Annotated in this window: 17 protein-coding genes; 14 read left to right on the top strand and 3 right to left on the bottom strand. The window is 66.4% G+C overall.

Annotated features, from left to right (window positions below; translation table 11 throughout):
* Window positions 1-10 precede the first annotated feature (10 nt).
* From recO to IFT67_RS06385, 7 genes are all read left to right on the top strand, one after another.
* Window positions 11-742: a DNA repair protein RecO gene (recO, locus tag IFT67_RS06415; RefSeq protein WP_192145633.1), complete on the top strand. Its 732-nt coding sequence runs from the start codon at window positions 11-13 to the stop codon at window positions 740-742.
* 40 nt (window positions 743-782) lie between these two features.
* Complete coding sequence (gene leuB, locus IFT67_RS06410; RefSeq protein ID WP_192145631.1) at window positions 783-1,829, top strand: 3-isopropylmalate dehydrogenase; 1,047 nt, start codon at window positions 783-785, stop codon at window positions 1,827-1,829.
* 7 nt (window positions 1,830-1,836) lie between these two features.
* Complete coding sequence (locus IFT67_RS06405) at window positions 1,837-2,934, top strand: glycosyltransferase (RefSeq protein WP_192146538.1); 1,098 nt, start codon at window positions 1,837-1,839, stop codon at window positions 2,932-2,934.
* Window positions 2,935-3,006: 72 nt separating this feature from the next.
* A complete protein-coding gene (locus tag IFT67_RS06400; protein ID WP_192145628.1) occupies window positions 3,007-4,212 on the top strand; it encodes a trans-sulfuration enzyme family protein in 1,206 nt (401 codons plus the stop codon).
* Window positions 4,209-4,607, top strand: a complete 399-nt coding sequence (gene apaG, locus IFT67_RS06395) for a Co2+/Mg2+ efflux facilitator ApaG/CorD (RefSeq protein WP_056488567.1) — start codon at window positions 4,209-4,211, stop codon at window positions 4,605-4,607. Before IFT67_RS06400 ends, apaG begins: the two co-directional genes overlap by 4 nt.
* Window positions 4,604-5,386, top strand: coding sequence for a LysR family transcriptional regulator (locus tag IFT67_RS06390; RefSeq protein WP_056055436.1), 783 nt, complete (start codon window positions 4,604-4,606; stop codon window positions 5,384-5,386). The genes apaG and IFT67_RS06390 overlap by 4 nt, the downstream gene beginning before the upstream one ends.
* A 41-nt stretch (window positions 5,387-5,427) precedes the next feature.
* Complete coding sequence (locus IFT67_RS06385; protein WP_342450570.1) at window positions 5,428-5,955, top strand: GNAT family N-acetyltransferase; 528 nt, start codon at window positions 5,428-5,430, stop codon at window positions 5,953-5,955.
* Window positions 5,956-6,114: 159 nt separating this feature from the next.
* Here IFT67_RS06385 and IFT67_RS06380 read toward each other — a convergent pair whose 3' ends face one another.
* Together IFT67_RS06380 and IFT67_RS06375 are read right to left on the bottom strand one after the other, a co-directional pair.
* A complete protein-coding gene (locus IFT67_RS06380) occupies window positions 6,115-7,386 on the bottom strand; it encodes a serine hydrolase (protein WP_192145625.1) in 1,272 nt (423 codons plus the stop codon).
* Window positions 7,386-8,240, bottom strand: coding sequence for an ABC transporter permease (locus IFT67_RS06375; protein ID WP_192145623.1), 855 nt, complete (start codon window positions 8,238-8,240; stop codon window positions 7,386-7,388). Before IFT67_RS06375 ends, IFT67_RS06380 begins: the two co-directional genes overlap by 1 nt.
* 81 nt (window positions 8,241-8,321) lie before the next feature.
* On the opposite strand from IFT67_RS06375, the gene IFT67_RS06370 reads away from it, so the two are divergent.
* Window positions 8,322-9,098 carry a GcrA family cell cycle regulator gene (locus tag IFT67_RS06370; RefSeq protein ID WP_192145621.1) on the top strand — a complete coding sequence of 259 codons (777 nt, stop codon included), beginning with the start codon at window positions 8,322-8,324 and terminating at the stop codon, window positions 9,096-9,098.
* Between the two features lie 511 nt (window positions 9,099-9,609).
* Here the strand turns inward: IFT67_RS06370 and IFT67_RS06365 are convergent.
* On the bottom strand, window positions 9,610-10,464 hold the full coding sequence (locus IFT67_RS06365) for an outer membrane protein (protein WP_192145619.1): 855 nt from the start codon (window positions 10,462-10,464) through the stop codon (window positions 9,610-9,612).
* A 159-nt stretch (window positions 10,465-10,623) separates the two neighbouring features.
* Between IFT67_RS06365 and parE the strand changes: the two genes are divergently transcribed.
* From parE to queC, 6 genes are all read left to right on the top strand, one after another.
* Entirely contained in the window at window positions 10,624-12,630 is a 2,007-nt protein-coding gene (gene parE / locus IFT67_RS06360) for a DNA topoisomerase IV subunit B (protein ID WP_192145617.1), read from the top strand.
* Between the two features lie 426 nt (window positions 12,631-13,056).
* Window positions 13,057-13,887: a hypothetical protein gene (locus IFT67_RS06355; protein ID WP_192145615.1), complete on the top strand. Its 831-nt coding sequence runs from the start codon at window positions 13,057-13,059 to the stop codon at window positions 13,885-13,887.
* A gap of 80 nt (window positions 13,888-13,967) precedes the next feature.
* Window positions 13,968-15,158, top strand: a complete 1,191-nt coding sequence (locus tag IFT67_RS06350) for an acetylornithine transaminase (protein WP_192145613.1) — start codon at window positions 13,968-13,970, stop codon at window positions 15,156-15,158.
* Window positions 15,159-15,298: 140 nt separating this feature from the next.
* The gene (gene argF / locus IFT67_RS06345) at window positions 15,299-16,219 is read left to right on the top strand and encodes an ornithine carbamoyltransferase (protein ID WP_192145611.1); all 921 of its coding nucleotides are present in this window, start codon (window positions 15,299-15,301) and stop codon (window positions 16,217-16,219) included.
* A 32-nt stretch (window positions 16,220-16,251) separates the two neighbouring features.
* A complete protein-coding gene (gene hslO, locus IFT67_RS06340) occupies window positions 16,252-17,169 on the top strand; it encodes an Hsp33 family molecular chaperone HslO (RefSeq protein WP_192145609.1) in 918 nt (305 codons plus the stop codon).
* Window positions 17,170-17,366: 197 nt separating this feature from the next.
* Window positions 17,367-18,068 (top strand): 7-cyano-7-deazaguanine synthase QueC, encoded by a 702-nt coding sequence (queC, locus tag IFT67_RS06335; RefSeq protein WP_192145607.1) that lies wholly within the window; start codon window positions 17,367-17,369, stop codon window positions 18,066-18,068.

Below are 18,068 nucleotides of genomic sequence, written 5' to 3'. Positions count from 1 at the left end.
AAGGGACCCCATGCACCTCCGCGCAACCGCTATCGTCGTCGCCGTTCGCCAGCACGGCGAGCATGGCGCGATCGTGCGTGCGCTCACCCGCAACGACGGCGTCCAGCCAGGGTACGTTCGCGGCGGGCGGTCGCGCGCCATGCGCCCGGTGCTGCTCCAGGCCAACGTCATCCAGGGCGAATGGCGCGCACGCACCGGCGAGCAACTCGCTTCGCTGACCGCCGAACTGGTCCACAGCCGTGCGACGCTCCACGGCGAGCCGCTCGCCGCCGGTGCGCTCGAATGGGCCACCGCGCTGGCCGCTGCCGCGCTCCCCGAAGCGCAGCCCTATCCGCAGATCCACGATGCGCTCGACGGCGTGCTCGGTGCGATCGAAAGCGCGCCATCCGCCCGCGGTTGGGCCGCGGCGCTGGTCCGGTACGAATTACTAGTGTTGGCGGAACTGGGGTTCGGGCTCGATCTGGACCGCTGCGTCGCGACCGGAGCGGACGACGATCTCGGCTTCGTGTCGCCCAAGAGTGGCGCGGCGGTCTCGCGCGGGGCGGCGTTCGGGTATGAGGGCAAGCTGCTGCGATTGCCGCAGTTTCTGATGACCGGCGGAGAAGCCGACTGGCCGGATATCTTCGATGGCCTGCGTCTCACGGGACATTTCCTCGCCCGCGACATCCTCGTCGATCGCCGCGCCGATCCGTTGGCGGCGCGCGACCGGCTGGTCGATCGCCTGAAAAGGGCGGTTGCGTGAGCGCGCACCGCCCGGCAAGGGGCCGCCAGGAGAAACGCACATGCCCTTGATCGCGATACTGGCCGGCGACGGCATCGGACCCGAAGTCACTGCAGAAGCGCGCCGGGTGCTCGATACGCTCGGTCTCGACCTCAGCTACGAAGAGGGCCTCGTCGGCGGTGCCGCGTACAAGGCCGCGGGCCATCCGCTTCCGCCCGAGACGCTCGAACTCGCCAAGCGCGCCGACGCGATCCTGTTCGGTGCGGTCGGCGATCCCGACTGCGATGCGCTCGAACGCCAGTTCCGCCCCGAACAGGCCATCCTTGGCCTGCGCAAGGAACTCGGCCTGTTCGCCAACCTTCGCCCCGCCAAGTTGTTCGCGGGCCTCGAGGATGCGTCCGCGCTCCGTCCAGAGATCGCCCGCTCGATCGACATGGTCATCGTCCGCGAACTGACCGGCGACGTGTATTTCGGCGCCAAGGGCATCCGCACGACGGCCGAGGGCCTGCGCGAAGGCCATGACGAGATGCGCTACGACGAGACCGAGATCGCGCGCATCGCCCGCGTCGGCTTCGAGACCGCGCGCACCCGGAAGGGGAAGCTGCTCTCGGTCGACAAGGCCAACGTGCTGGAGACCTCGCAGCTGTGGCGCGACGTCGTGATCGAGGTGTCGGCCGACTATCCCGACGTCGCGCTCAGCCACATGTACGTCGACAACGCGGCGATGCAGCTGGTGCGCAACCCGGGCCAGTTCGACGTGATCGTCACCGGCAATTTGTTCGGCGACATCCTCTCCGACGAGGCATCGATGTGCGCCGGCTCGATCGGCATGCTGCCGTCCGCCGCGCTCAACGACTCGAACAAGGGCATGTACGAGCCGATCCACGGCAGTGCGCCTGACATCGCAGGGCAGGGCAAGGCCAACCCCTGCGCGGCGATCCTGTCCGCGGCGATGATGCTGCGCCACTCGCTCGACCTGCCCGACTCCGCCGACCGGATCGAGGCAGCGGTCGCCGCCGCGATCCTGAAGGGCGCGCGCACGCCCGATCTCGGCGGCACGCTCTCGACCTCGGCGATGGGCGACGCCGTTCTCGCCGAACTCGGCTGACCCGGTGATCGCCGACCTTCTCGAACTTGCGATCGTCATCCCGACGTTCAACGAGAAGGCCAACGTCCCGACGTTGATCGCCAAGCTCGACCAGGCGCTGACCGGGCGCAACTGGGAGGCGATCTTCGTCGATGACGACAGTCCCGACGGTACCGCCGATGCTGCGCGCGAGATTGCTCGGCTCGACAAGCGGGTCCGCGTGATCCAGCGGATCGGCCGGCGCGGGCTGTCGTCGGCCTGCATCGAGGGGATGTGCGCGACGGCTGCCCCGATCGTCGCGGTGATCGACGGCGATCTCCAGCACGACGAGACACTGTTGCCGAAGATGCTCGATCTGCTCAAGGACGGCGAGACCGACGTGGCGATCGGCTCGCGCTTCGTCAGCGGTGGCTGCACCGGGGAGTGGGACAGCGACCGCGTCGCTAAGTCTGCGCTCGCCACCAAGCTGTCGCGCCGCGTGCTGAAGTGCGACCTCAACGATCCGATGAGCGGCTTCTTCATGATCCGCACCGACATCGTCCGCCGCCTCGCGCCGTCGCTGTCGGCGATCGGCTTCAAGATCCTGCTCGACCTGCTCACCGCCTCGCCGACGCCGCTGCGTTTCGTCGAGGTGCCCTATACCTTCCGCTGTCGCACCGAGGGCGAGAGCAAGCTCGATCACGTCGTCGCGATGGAATATCTGATTGCGATCTACGACCGGATGTTCGGGCGCGTCGTGCCGGTGCGGTTCGCGATGTTCTCGGCGATCGGCGTGCTCGGCGTCGGCATCCACATGGCGGTGCTGACCGCGCTGTTCGTCGGGCTGGGCACGAATTTCGTGATCGGCGAGATCGGGGCGACGCTTGCCGCGCTCACCTTCAACTTCTTCCTCAACAACGCGCTGACCTATCGCGATCGGCGTCTGAAGGGCTGGCGGCAACTGGTCGACGGCTGGGTATCGTTCGCGGTGATCTGCTCGGTCGGCGCGGTCGCCAATGTCGGCATCGCCGCGTTCCTGTACGAGATGCGCGACGGAGCGTGGGCCGCCTCCGCGCTGATCGGCGTGCTGGTCGGTGCGGTGTGGAACTACGCGCTGTCCTCGAAATTCACCTGGGGACGGTACTAGGGGCGTCCTTCGGGGATGCTCTGCCGCCCGTAAGGGTTGTCATCGCGGCTCCCCCCCGGCAAAGCGGCGCGCATGAAGCGCAAGACCGGCCAGGATCGTTCGATCACTCAGCATTGGCGTCCCGCGACGCGCGCCATCCGCGGCGGCACCGCCCGCAGCGAATATGGCGAGACGTCGGAGGCGTTGTTCCTCACCTCGGGCTATTGCTACGACAAGGCGGGCGACGCCGCGGCGCGCTTTGCCGGCGAACAGGAGGGGATGACCTATTCCCGCCTGCAGAACCCGACCGTGCAGATGCTCGAGGAGCGGATTGCGCTGCTGGAAGGCGCCGAGGCGTGCCGGACGATGGCGACGGGCATGGCGGCGATGACCGCGTCGCTGCTGTGCCAGCTCCAGACCGGCGATCACCTCGTCGGCGGGCGTGCGGCGTTCGGCTCGTGCCGCTGGCTGACCGACACGCTGCTGCCGAAGTTCGGGATCGCCACGACGATCGTCGATGCGCGCGACCCGCAGGCGTTTCTCGATGCGGTCCGTCCCGAGACGAAGGTGTTCTTCTTCGAGACGCCTGCCAACCCGACGATGGACATCGCCGACCTCAAGGCGATCTGCGATATCGCGCGCGAACGCGGCATCACGACGGTGGTCGACAACGCGTTCGCGACGCCGGCCTTGCAGCGGCCGATGGAGTTCGGCGCGGACGTCACCGCGTACAGCGCGACCAAGATGATGGACGGGCAGGGCCGCGTGCTCGCCGGCGCGGTTTGCGGAACCGAGGATTTCATCACCAACACGCTGCTGCCGTTCACGCGCAACACCGGGCCGACGCTGTCGCCATTCAACGCGTGGGTGGTGCTCAAGGGCCTCGAGACGCTCGACCTGCGTATCCACCGGCAGTCCGAGAACGCGATGAAGGTCGGTGAATTCCTCGAAGGCCGCGTGCCCCGCGTGCTGCACCCCTTCCTGCCGAGCCATCCGCAGCACGAACTGGCCAAGCGCCAGATGGACGCATGCGGGCCGATCTTCGCGTTCGAGGTCGAGGGGCGCGAACAGGCGCACGCGTTGCTCGACGCGCTGGAATTGGTCGACATCTCGAACAACATCGGCGACTCACGCTCGCTGATGACTCATCCGGCCTCGACCACGCACGCGAGCGTGTCGCCCGACAAGCAGATCGAGATGGGCGTGACCGAGGGTCTGTTGCGGATCAACGTCGGGCTCGAGGATGTGCAGGACGTGATCGACGACCTCGACCAGGCGCTGCGCCAGGCTGGCCTGTGAAGGCGCTGTTCCCCAACGCGGCGACGACCGATGGCGTGACGGTGCGCGTGTCGGTCAGCTATTTGCCCGAACAGTCCGAGCCCGAGCGTGGCCGCTGGTTCTGGGCCTATCACATCCGCCTCGAGAACGAGGGCACCGAGACCGTCCAGCTGCTCACCCGCCACTGGGTGATCACCGACGGCCGCGGCGCGCGTCACTCGGTCGAGGGCGAAGGCGTGGTCGGCGAACAGCCGGTGATCGAACCGGGTGCGAGCTTCGATTACGTCTCGGGCTGCCCGCTCGCGACCCCGTCGGGTGCGATGCAGGGGAGCTACCAGATGGTCCGCGAAGACGGCGCCGTGTTCGCGGTCGAGATACCCCGCTTCTCGCTGTTCGCCCCCGCGGTGCTGAATTGAAGCGCACGCATCTCCCGCTCAATGGCCTGCGCGTGCTCGATGCGGCGGCGCGGCATCTGTCGTTTACGCGCGCAGCAGACGAGTTGGCGGTGACGCCGGCGGCAGTCGGGCAGCAGATCCGTGCGCTGGAAGATACGCTGGGCGTCGTGCTGTTCCGCCGTACGACGCGCGGGCTCGAACTGACGCCTGAAGCGGAAGCGGGTCTAGGCGCGCTCCGTGGCGGGTTCCTGCAGTTCGAGGAAGCCGTGCGCGCCATGCAGGCGGGGCAGTCCTCCAAATCGTTGACGATCGCCGCGCCGCGCGACCTGACCGAGAAGTGGCTGATGCCGCGGCTCGCCCAGATCGCCGAGGCCGATCCCGAACTGCGTTTCGTGCTGATCACCGCCGACGAGAATGTCGATTTTACCGAAGCCAATCTCGACCTCGCAATCCGCTGGGGCGATGGTCCCGGCGAGCATGAGGGTGAGGCACTGGAATCAGAGGGCATGGTGACGATCGCCAAGCCCGGCACCGATAGCGAAGCCGCGATCGCATGGTCGGGCGAGGACGGCGTAGCGCTGGTTCGCGTCACTGACGCTGGGCTCGCGATCGATGCGGCGGCGGCGGGGCTCGGTCGCGCGACGGTGCCGGAACTTCTTGCTCGCCGCGATCTGGCGCAGGCCCGCGTACGGCTTATCGGCGAGTCGCAGCCCTCGAAGGGGGGGTATTGGCTCGTCGCCCCGCTCCCGCAGTGGCGCCAGAAGAAAGTCCGCGCGCTCGTGGATGCGCTTACCGCGTGAGGCAACCCGGACGCAGACCACGGCGCGCCGGCGTATCGCCGGTGCTGAAGACGCGACGGCTGCGCTTGCGCCCGCTCGTCGAGGGCGATGCGCCTGCATTGCACCCGATGCTCGCCGATGCGGAGCTGATGGCCTATTCCGCGGACGGCCCCTTGGGCTCGGTCGACGACGTCCGCACCTACCTCGCCGAGGAAGCCGCACCGGGTAACCAGCGCACTTGGGCGATCACCCGCACCGGCGACGACCGCGCGATCGGCTGGGTCTCGGGCAGCGAGGCCGATGGAGCAGGGGTGACGGAGATCGGTTTCATCCTCGCGCGCGAAGCGTGGGGGCGAGGGATCGCGCGGGAGGCTGTGTCGGCAGTGATCGATCGCCTGTTCGCGGAAGGTCGCAGCCGCGTGTTCGCCGACGCGGATACCGAGAATACTGCGTCGATCACGTTGCTGGAACGTCTCGGTTTCCGTCGCGAGCGTCTGTTACGCGACGAGTGGGAAACGCATCTGGGGTTGCGCGACAGCCTGATCTACGGACTCTGCGCCGATAGCTGGCAGGCGGCTGGGCGGGCCTGAGCCCACTTAATAAGCTGTTCTCCTGCGAACGCAGGAGCCCAGGATCACAAACGCCGTCTTCAGTTACCCTGGACCCCCGCCTTCGCGGGGGAACGGCATGGGTTGCGTTCGCGCTGTATTTGATCAGCCTATGGGGGCATTCAGCGAAAAGCAGCGACCCTACCGGGCCGCCAGCAACGCCAGCGCCCGCCCCATCAACCCCGCAAACCGCACCTCGTTCACGCCGTCGTCCGTCCGGTGCCAGTTCCCGGTCGCCGCATACCAGCGCCCGTCCTTCGCCTGCACCAGGTAGTTCAGCGTTAGCACCCCAGGCTCGCCACCTCCCTTGAACCCGACATACCCAAACCGCTTGGCGATCGCCGGATCGACCCCCGCATTGACCGCCAGCACCGCCCGAGTCGTAGCGTCCGCTCCCCGCAGCGCGTTCAGCACGACAGCCATCGCCGCCGAACTCGCAAACCATTCGACGCTGTCGATCGCCACCGGCTTCCCCGCGAACACGGTAGGATCCAGCTTGGCGGTGGAAATTTTCACCGCATTGTCCACCAGCAGCGCCCGCCGTTCGTCCACAGACCCAGCCGCCCAGGCCTTCGTCAGCGCCGGATCGCCCTTCAGCGCAAACATCTCGCGCGTGGTCATTACCGGCACGCTGCCGCCAGCAGCCTCCGCCATCGCATCGACCTTCGCGCGTCCGAGCGTCGTCAGCAGCGTATCCGTCGCGGTATTGTCGCTGATCGAGATCATCATCGTCGCCAGCGTCTGCACCGTCACCGGCGACCCGGCAGGCCAGCTCTGCAAAACACCGGACGGCAGGGACGGCGCCCCGACCTTCACGACGTCCTCCCAATGCCGCTCGCCGCCTGCCACCTGCCGCGCCAATTCCGCCAGCACCCAGAGCTTGAACGCCGACCCCAGCGGCGCCGCAACGTCCGCACGGTATTCGAGGATCGGCTCAGGCCTGCCGCTGCCCAACGCGTACAGCCCGAAACCGCTAGCCCCCGGCAGTGCACGAAACTCCGCCTCGACCTTCGCCAAAGTATCGTACCGCGCGCCCGTACCCGTAATCAGCAACCCGGTCGCAGCATGCGGCGCCTCGGGGGCTATCACCAGCCGAACGCTCGCCGTCCCCCGCGCATAGCCAACGACCAGATCCGCGGACCACGCCGACGTCGCCGCCAGCGACTCGATCTTCTGCGGGGCGCCCAGCGTCGTCTTCAGCTTCTCGGCGATCACCGAAAACTGCGCCTTGGGCACCTTTTCGCGGAAGCTCGCCGCAAAATACGTGTCGTAGGCACCGCGCCCGTCGAGGATCGCGACCAGCGCATCCGCCTTAGCCCGCAAAGCCGGGTCCGCCACCGCACCCTGCGCTACCGCACCGACCGGCAGCAAAGCCACCGCCAACGCCACCAGCCAAAGCGCGAGCCTGTGCATCAGTTCTTCAGCTTCCAACCGCTCTTCAGCAACCGGTAGCACAGCGTCGCGAGCACGAGATCGATCACCAGGATCACGATCCCGCCGACCATCACTGGCGAGTCGGCAATGCCGAGGAACCCGTAGCGAAAGCCCGAGATGATGTAGAAGAACGGGTTCGCATGGCTGAACGCGCGGAACGCCGGGGCGAGCTTGTCGACCGAGTAGAACGTCCCCGACAACAGCGACAGCGGCGCGATCACGAAGTTGGTGACCGCCGCGGCATGATCGAACTTGTCCGCCCAGATCGACGTCAGCACGCCCAGCAACGCGAGGAACGTCGCGCCCAGCAACCCGAACCAGATGATCGCGAGCGGTGCATGCGGCGTCACGTGCACACCCGGATACAGCGCCATCGCCGCCCACACGACGATCCCGACGATGACCGCACGCGTGATCGCGCCGCCGACCAGCGCGGCCAGCAACTCACCCGTCGACAAGGGCGGCTGAAGGTAGTCGACGATCGTCCCCTGCATCTTGCCGGCCAGCAGCGAGAAGCTCGCATTGGCGAATGCCGGACCCATCATGCCCTGCGCGATGATCAGCCCCGGCGCGATGAAATCGGCAAAATCGACGATCTGGCCATCGACCGGTACCGGGCTTTTCGCGCCGGTCGCGATGGTGAACACGATCAGAAACAGCAACGTCGTGATCGCCGGCGCCCACACCGTCTGGAGCTGCACCTTGAAGAACCGGCGCACCTCCTTGATATAGAGGGTTCGCAGTCCCTCCCAGTTCACGCTCTTTATGACGGGAACACCGGGGGCGGAATGCACCGCCGACTGGATTTCACCGATTGGGGGCTGGCTGCTCATGGGAGTTGCGGGTAATCCCTGCCGCTGCCGCCCGCAACCCGGCTTGAAGATTGGCCGACTGACGTAGACTAAGGAACGAACATGTCCTGGACCGACGAGCGCATCGCGACGCTCAAGACGATGTGGGAGGCCGGCCAGACCGCCAGCCAGATCGCCGAAGCACTGGGTGGCGTCAGCCGCAACGCCGTCATCGGCAAGGCGCACCGCCTCGAACTGCAGGCGCGCCCGTCGCCGGTGAAGCCGAACGATCCCGAGGCCAAGGCAGCAGCTGCTGCCGAAGCATCGGCGTCGGTTGCGGCGGCGGCCCCCGAACCGGTCGCGGCATCGGAGCCGGTCGAGGTCGAAGCCCCCAAGCCCGCCCCGGTCGCGCCGCCCGTCGTCGCAGCGGCCAAGCCTGCGGTACCGGTCGAACCAGAGCCGGTCGCCGAAGAGCCTGAGGACGACGAGGACGAGGACGAGGATGAGGACGAGGATGAGGACGAGGCTGCTCCGGCCGTCGCCGCACCCGTCCGCGCGCCGCAGCCGATCCTGCGCTCGGTCGGCCCCGGCGGCTTCCTTCGCCAGGCACCCGGCGAGCAGCAGCCGCCGAGCACGCCGGCCCCGCCGCGCCGCCTCGTGCCCGCCAAGCCGTCGGCCGAGATGGCGAACAAGACGAGCCTGCTCGAACTGAACGATCGCATCTGCAAATGGCCGCTCGGCCATCCTGGCGAGCCCGACTTCCACTTCTGCGGCAAGGCGGTGAACCCGGGGTTCCCGTATTGCGTCGATCATTGTGGCCATGCCTACCAGGCGCAGTTGCCGCGCCGCGATCGCCGTCCGACTCCGCCGCTTCCGTTCGGCGGTCCGCGGCCGAGGTGAGGCGCAGGGCGGCCTGCCCCAACCTCGCGCAGGACTCGCCCAAGCCCGGCCGGCGCGGCTAGCCGCGGCCGACGACATGGGCTTTGCCCATGGCTAGCTTGGTATAGAAAAGGCCGTTTCCTCGGGCGAGGAAGCGGCCTTTCTCTAACTGCTACCACCCCGGCGAAGGCCGGGGCCCAATTGGAAAGGTAGCGGTTACTGAGCGCCGCGCCCGTTTGGCAACGTTTCCCAACGGGGCCCCGGCCTCCGCCGGGGTGGTGATTCTTGCAGCTCAACGCGTCTTCCGCCCCTTCCTTGTTCTCCCGCGAAGGCGGGAGCCCAGACTGGGTCCCCGCCTTCGCGGGGAAACAAATTTTGCATGCAATCAAAGAAGGCCGCTTCCCCGTGTGAGGAAGCGGCCTTTTTGATATCACGCTAGCCATGGGCAAAGCCCATGTCGTCGGTCGCGGCGAGCCGCGCCGGCCGGGCTTGGGCGAGTCCTGCACCAGCTTGGTGCGGGCCGCCCTGCGCCTCAGAACCGGAACGCCACCGTGCCGCGCAGGCTGTGCCAGCGGAAGTTGTCATCCGAGCGCTTGAACGCGGTACCAGCCGTGTTCGGCGCGAGCACGAACGGGTTGTTCGCCGGCTGCGTGCCGCGCGTCACGAGAACGCGCGCGTCGTCGTCCTGATACTGGTGGAACATGTATTCCATGCCGACCGAGATGTTCTTGCCGAGCTTCTGCTCGATGCCACCGCCGCCGGTGATGCCGAACTGATTCTTCTTGCCGCTCTGCGCATAGGCGTTGGCCGTGTTGCTCGAATAGAAATCGCGGTTGATGCGCGCATAGCCCGGACCGAACGTGCCGTAGAACAGCGTCGTGTTGACCGCATAGCCCACACGGCCACGGATCGAGGCTTCCCAGTCGAGGTCGCGCGTCATCGTGTAGAAGGCGGGCGTGGTCGAGAAGGCGGTGACGCTGTCGCGGATGTTCGACTTGCCGAACTCGCCGACGACGCCGACGACGATGTTGCCACGCTGCTGGTCGATGCCGACGCGCGCGTAATAGGCGGTGTTGTCCTTATCGTTCCGGCAGCCACGGCCACCGACGGCAGGAGCCGTGCTGCTCCGTGCGGCGCCGTTGCAGAAACCCGGCGAGAACGCGTTGGCGCCGGCAGCGGTCGTGACGGCGTCACCGAAGCGGCCATCGAGATTGCGATCGAACAGGATCGACGAACCCTCGTCGTTCGGCTGGACGTCATAGCCACCGGCCGCACCGAAATAGATGCCGCTGAACGGCGCGTCGGCCGTAACTTCCTGCGCAGCGGCAGGTGCCGCGAACCCCAGCGTAGCGGCGCCAGCGAGCGCCACCATCATCGTCTTGCTCATATTCACTCCCGGAAACTTCATGACAGGTTTTTCATAAACGGCGGATCGCTCGAAATTTATCCCATCGATGCAACAATCTACATCAATGTGGCTTTCCGGTAACACGGAGAACAAACAGAGCCTGTGGCTTTGTCGCAAGCCAGCGGCTACGTTCGCTCCATGGCTGAAGATCTGTTCGCGTCCCCGGGCGCGTCTGGCGGGAAGACCGCTGCAAACACCTATGACGCGTCCTCGATCGAGGTGCTCGAAGGCCTCGAACCCGTACGTCGCCGCCCTGGCATGTACGTCGGCGGTACCGACGAGCGCGCGTTGCATCACCTCGCCGCCGAAGTGCTCGACAACGCGATGGACGAGGCGGTCGCCGGCCACGCGACGCGGATCGAAGTCACGCTGGAGGCGAACAACCGCCTGACGATCGTCGACAACGGCCGCGGCATCCCGGTGGACCCGCACCCGAAGTTCCCCGACAAGTCCGCGCTAGAGGTGATCCTCTCGACGCTCCATTCGGGTGGCAAGTTCGCGGGCAAGGCCTATGCGACGTCGGGCGGCCTGCACGGCGTCGGCATCAGCGTCGTCAACGCGCTGTCGTCCGACACCGTCGTCGAAGTCGCGCGCGATCGGCAATTGTACCGCCAGCGCTTCGCCAAGGGGCTGACGCTCGGGCCGATCGAGCATCTTGGGGCCACGCCCAACCGTCGCGGGACTAGCGTCGCCTTCACGCCCGATACCGAGATCTTCGGCACCGAACTGAACTTCAAGCCGCAGCGCCTCTACAAGCTCGTCCGCTCGAAGGCGTATCTGTTCGCCGGCGTCGAGATTCGCTGGCACTGCGCACCCGACCTGATCGCGGACGATACCCCCGCACACGCCGTGTTCCAGTTCCCCGGCGGCCTCGCCGATCACCTCCGCGACCAGATCGCCGGCCGCGAATGCGCGACCTCCGACTTCTTCTCCGGCTCGCAGGATTTCCCGAGCGCGAACGGCGAAACGCAGGGCCGCGTCGAATGGGCGGTCGCGTGGCCGCTGTGGAGCGACGGCTCGTATAGCTGGTATTGCAACACCATCCCGACCCCCGACGGCGGCACGCACGAACAGGGCCTCCGCCAGGCGCTGGTCCGCGGCCTGCGCGCGTTCGGCGACCTCGTCGGGAACAAGAAGACCAAGGATATGAGCGCGGACGACGTCATGGTCGGCAGCGAACTGATGCTGTCGGTCTTCATCCGCGAGCCGCAATTCCAGAGCCAGACCAAGGATCGCCTCACCAGCCCCGAAGCCGCCGGCCTCGTCGAGAAGGCAGTGCGCGATCATTTCGACCATTTCCTCAGCCACAACATGGAGCGCGGCAAGGCGCTGCTGAATTACGTGCTGGAGCGGATGGACGAACGCCTGCGCCGCAAGCAGGAGCGCGACGTCAAGCGCAAGACCGCAACGTCCGCACGGAAGCTGCGCCTGCCCGGCAAGCTCACCGACTGTTCGGCGAACTCGCCCGAGGGCACCGAGCTGTTCATCGTCGAGGGCGATTCGGCAGGCGGCTCGGCGAAGCAGGCGCGTGACCGCAAGACGCAGGCGATCCTCCCGATCCGCGGCAAGATCCTCAACGTCGCGTCGGCCACCAGCGCGAAGATCTTCGCCAACCAGGAAATCGCCGACCTCACCCTCGCTCTCGGCTGCGGCACGCGAAAAGACTGTACGCCGGACACGCTGCGCTACGAACGCATCGTCATCATGACCGACGCAGACGTCGACGGCGCGCACATCGCCACGCTGCTGATGACGTTCTTCTTCCAGGAGATGCCCGAACTCGTCCGTCGTGGGCATCTCTACCTCGCGCAACCGCCGCTCTACCGCCTCACCGTCGGCACCAAGAGCATCTACGCGAGAGACGACGCGCACCGCGCCGAACTCGAACGCACCGTGTTCAAGGGCAAGAAGGTCGATGTCGGCCGCTTCAAGGGCCTCGGCGAGATGAACCCGAGCCAGCTCCGCGAAACCACGATGGACCCCGCCACCCGCGGCATGCTCCGCATCACGCTCCCGCAGGAATATGAGGAGCGCGCACAGGTGAAAGACCTCGTCGACCGCCTGATGGGCAACAACCCCGCCCACCGCTTCGCCTTCATCCAGGAGAACGCGGGACGAATGGACGAGGAAGCGATCGACGCGTGAGCGATGACGTGCACCTCGACGCCGTTGTAGACACCGTCGATGGACAAGTGTGCGCCGTCGGGTACAGTTGCTCCCGATGTTGCTTGCGTAGGGCCTAACCGCATGATCCTGGTCGTCGTTGCTCTTCTCCAGGCCGCCGCCGTGGTCCCACCCGCCCAAATGCCAGGGGGTGACACGACGATCGTCGTTGTCGGACAGCGGCTCTCGAGCACCGAGCACGCACTCGCCTAATGCATCGCGCGGGGCTGCTCGCCCAAGGAGGAAATTGCGGCATCGCTCGCGCATGCCGAGAATCAGTTTCTGGTCGGCGACTATGCGGCCTCCCGACAGACGCTTCTGAAGGCGCGCAGCCGCAACGAGAAATACGCCAAGGACATACCCGTTGATGTCGCCAACCTGATCCGCGCAAGCGGGCGACTGGCGAGCTTGAACGGCCAGTCGGACTCGTCGCGCATCAATTCGATCGACTCGCTGGACGTTCTCAAGGGCGGCCTCGATCGGAGTGACCCCCGAGTCCTGACGCAACGCCTGCTCGTCGGCGATACCTTTGCCAAAGAGCGCCGCTATACCGCAGCCGAGGACGTCTACAGCACGGTTGCGAAGCAGGCCCACGCCGCCAAACTAAAGCAGGTGGAGGGGCTTGCGATGCTGAGGACTGCAGTGCTGTACGCCGCGCTGGCCAGCGTAGACTCCACTTACAACTACCAGGCGCGCAAGGCCGTCCGCAATATACAGGAGACGACGGATCCCGAACTGGCGCCGTTTCGCGAGGCGACGGTGACGCTGGACCGACGCATCAAGGCCGGTGACAAGGCGCACGACGTCGAGAAAGCCGAACTTGCCAAGGTTCCACCGGGGCAACGGACCGACGAAGCGATACTCGTCTATGCGCCGCCGATCGATCTGCCGGACCGCTCGGCAAGCGGATCGAAGGTCGTTGCGATGTCCGGCGATCCGGTGCCGCAATGGATCGACGTCACGTTCGTGGTTCGACCGGACGGCACGGTGCAGGATATCGATGTGGCGCGGCAATCCGACAATGTCCGGGGGGCTTGGGTTGAGGCTGTTAAGGTGTCGCTTGCAAAACGGCTGTACAGGCCACTCGCCATGGCTGCGGACCGGCCGGGGCTACGGCGGATCGAGCGCTACTCTCTGGTCTATGACGTAACCTATGCGTCGGCATCGCGTGTGCAGGTACGCTCGAGCGTACCTCGGATAGAGATGACCGATCTTACCGTTGAAAAACCCTCTGGTTGACGCGTCGGCTACCGCACTCGTATCAGGCGGTTCGGGCGGCCGATAAGGGTCGCCCTCGCTGTTTGAAGGAGCTTGCCGTCGTGACCATCACCCCGCTCATGCCCGTCTACCCGCGGTGTGGCGTGCGTCCGGTCCGAGGCGAGGGCGCGTACCTCTTCGGCGAGGACGGCCAGCAGTATCTCGATTTCGCCAGCGGTATCGCGGTCAACGCGCTCGGCCACGGCCACCCGCATCTGACCAAGGCGATCGCCGAGCAGGCGGCGACGCTGATGCACGTGTCGAACCTGTACGGGTCGCCGCAGGGCGAGCACCTCGCGCAGCGCCTCGTCGACAACACATTCGCGGACACGGTGTTCTTCACCAACTCGGGTGCCGAGGCGGTCGAGTGCGCGATCAAGACCGCGCGGCGCTATCATTTCGCCAACGGCAATCCGCAGCGCCACACGCTGATCACGTTCGATACCGCGTTCCACGGGCGTACGCTCGGCGCGATCTCGGCGACCAATCAGGCGAAGATGCGCGACGGGTTCGAGCCGCTGCTGCCGGGGTTCGCCTATGCCAAGTTCAACGATCTCGAAGGCGCGCTGGCGCTGATCGACGACAATACAGCGGGCTTCCTGGTCGAGCCGATTCAGGGCGAGGGCGGCATCCGCCAGGCGAGCCACGAGTTCCTGACGGGCTTGCGGAAAGCCTGCGACGAGCACGGCCTGTTGCTGGTGCTCGACGAGGTCCAGTGCGGCTATGGCCGCACCGGCAAGTTCTTCGCGCATGAACTGTACGGCATCACGCCGGACATCATGGCGGTCGCCAAGGGTATCGGCGGCGGCTTCCCGCTGGGCGCCTGCCTCGCGACCGAGGAAGCGGCCAAGGGCATGGTCGCCGGCACGCACGGCTCGACCTATGGCGGCAATCCGCTGGCGATGGCGGCGGGCGAGGCGATCCTCGACGTGATGCTGGAGGACGGCTTCCTCGACAACGTCACCGCGATGGGCGACCGGTTGCGGCAGGGGCTCGAACAGATGATCCCCAACCACGATCACCTGTTCGACAGCGTTCGCGGCACCGGGCTGATGCTCGGGCTAAAGCTGAAGAGCGACAGCCGTGCGTTCGTCGCGTTCGCGCGCGACAACCACAATCTGTTGCTGGTCTCGGCGGGCGAGAACGTCGTCCGAATCCTGCCGCCGCTGGTGATCGACGAGAGCCACATCGCCGAGTGCATCGACAAGCTGTCGACCGCCGCGCGTGTCTACGTACCCGCCGCCGACGATTAACTTAAATCCTCCCCGGCACGGGGAGGGGGACCATGCGAAGCATGGTGGAGGGGGTTTTCCCCGCAGCGTAGCGCCCGTGGAGGTCCCCCTCCACCCCGCTCTGCGAGCGCGGTCCCCCTCCCCGTGCCGGGGAGGATATTATGACCCGCCATTTCCTGAATCTCACCGACGCCGGAGCCGACGGCATCGCCGCGATGCTGTCCGATGCACTCGACCGCAAGGCGGCCCGCGCCGGCTTCCCCAAGGGCCGTACCGACACCGATGCGCCGCTCGCCGGCCACACGCTCGCGATGGTCTTCGAAAAGAGCTCCACCCGCACGCGCTTCTCGTTCGACATGGCGATCCGCCAGCTCGGCGGCACGTCGATCGTGTCCGACGGCGGCTCGATGCAACTCGGCCGCGGCGAGTCGATCGCCGATACCGCGCGCATCTTGTCGGGCTATGTCGACGCGATCATGATCCGCACCGACGATCACGCCAAGATCGAGGAGATGGCGCACTACGCCTCCGTCCCGGTCATCAACGGCCTGACCGACGCGTCGCATCCGTGCCAGATCATGGCCGACCTGCTGACGATCATCGAAAGCGGCAAGACGCTGCCCGGCCTCAAGGTCGCGTGGCTCGGCGACGGCAACAACGTGCTCGCGTCGATCGTCGAGGCGGCCGGCCTGATGCAGTTCGACGTCGTCGCGGCCTGCCCGCAGGGGTTCCAACCGGAGGAAGAGGCCATCACGCGGTCGTCGGGTCGGGCGCGCGTCGTATCCGATCCACGCGAGGCGGTTGAGGGTGCGGATATCGTCGTGACCGACACGTGGATCTCGATGGGTCAGGCGCATGCTGAGGCGAAGCTGAAGGCGCTCACCCCATACCAGGTCGACGCCGCGCTGATGGCACTCGCCAAGCCCGACGCGAAGTTCCTCCACTGCCTGCCCGCGCACCGCGGCGAGGAAGTCACGCCCGAGGTGATCGACGGCCCACAGTCGCTGATCTGGCAGGAAGCGGAGAATCGCCTCCACGCGCAGAAGTCGGTCCTGCGCTGGTGCTTCGGGCAGATCGGTTGACCTGAACGGGCAGGGTCACCATCTGGCGGACGATGAACGATACGCCAAAATTCGATCCCAACGTGACCGATCTCGACCGTGCGCTGGCTTTCGCGATCCCCGCGCGCAGTGCACGCGGGCGGATCGTGCGGCTCGGCACCGCGCTCGACGAAGTGCTTGCCGCGCACGCCTATCCGCCCGCGATCGAGAAACTGCTCGCCGAAGCGCTGACGCTCGCCGCGCTGATCGGTTCGACGCTCAAGGACTCGAGCGGCCAGCTAACGATGCAGACGCGCACCGACAACGGCGTCGTCCAGTTGCTCGTCTGCGACTATCGTGGCGGCGAAGTGCGCGGCTATATCGAGTACGACGCGGACAAGCTCGCCGAAGCCCCCGCCGAGCCGTCGCTGTTCGCGCTGTTCGGCGCCGGCTATCTCGCGATCACGTTCGACATGGCGACCAGCAACGAACGCTATCAGGGGATCGTGCCGCTCGATGGTGATACGCTTTCGCAGGCCGCGCAGAGCTATTTCACGCAGTCCGAGCAGATCCCGACGATGATCCGCACCGGCATGGCGAAAGGCCCCGACGGTCGCTGCATCTCCGGCGGGCTGTTCCTCCAGCATCTTCCCGAAGGCGAGGACGGGCGCGAACGCCTGCATACCAAGCTCGATCATCCGGAATGGGAGCATGTCGCCACGCTCGGCAACACGATGGGCGTCGATGAACTCACCGATGCGACGTTGCCGCTGGAAACGCTCGTCTGGCGCCTGTTCAACGAGGAGAAGGACGTTCGCATCCTCGCCGATATCCCGATCACGCGCGGGTGTCGCTGCGATCCCGAGTACATCAAGGGCGTGATCTCGAAATTCCCATTGGAGGAGCGCCAGTCGATGGCGGACGAAACCGGCTTCATCATCGTCGACTGCGCGTTCTGTGCGACAAAATTTCCGGTGCCAGTTGACGGCTAAGCGACTGGACTAAAAGGAAAAACAGGCGCGCACCGCCGAATTAACGTGATCTTTACTTCCAGTCGGCATAGGTGACTCCGTGCTCTTATTCAGCACGTTTTTTCTCCCTTGTGGCGCGCTTGCGCGCCAACCTTCAGGGCCGCTCCACAGGGCGGCCCTTTCTTTTTGGCCGCTGCTGGCCTAGCGGACTCCGCATCATGACATCCTCCCCTTATGCGGTCGCCCTCGTCTCCGGCGGCCTCGACTCGATGGTATCCGCGGCGATGGCGCGCGACGCCGGACAGCGCGTGCTCGCGCTGTCGTTCGACTATAACCAGCGTCACCGCGTCGAGCTTGCCGCCGCACGCCGGATCGCCGACGCGCTCGGCGTCGAGCGCCATATCGTCCTGCCGATGGATCTGTCCGCGTTCGGCGGCTCCGCGCTGACCGCCGATATCGACGTGCCGAAGGACGGCGCGGGTACCGAAGACGGCGGCGGCATTCCCGTCACCTACGTGCCGGCGCGCAACACGATCTTCCTCAGCCTCGCGCTCGGCTGGGCCGAAGCGGCGGGTGCGCGCGACATCTATATCGGCGTCAACGCGCTCGATTATTCGGGCTATCCCGATTGCCGTCCCGAGTTCATCGCCGCGTTCGAAGGTCTCGCCGAACTCGCGACCAAGGCCGGTGTCGAAGGCGACCCGTTCCGCATCCAGGCACCGCTCCAGCATATGACGAAGGCGGATATCGTCCGCGAAGGCACGCGTCTCGGGCTCGATCTCGGGCTGAGCTGGTCATGCTATGATCCAGCACCTGGCTCCCTGCATTGCGGCGAATGCGATAGCTGCCGGCTGCGCGCGAAGGGCTTCGACGAGGCCGGGATCGCCGATCCGACGCGCTATGCCGTGAAGCCGATCTGA

Origin of the sequence: Sphingomonas sp. CFBP 13728, from assembly GCF_014841895.1 — a bacterium.
Lineage (GTDB): Bacteria > Pseudomonadota > Alphaproteobacteria > Sphingomonadales > Sphingomonadaceae > Sphingomonas.
Note: the sequence above shows the minus strand (reverse complement) of the source record. Positions and strands in the feature narration are given on the sequence as shown.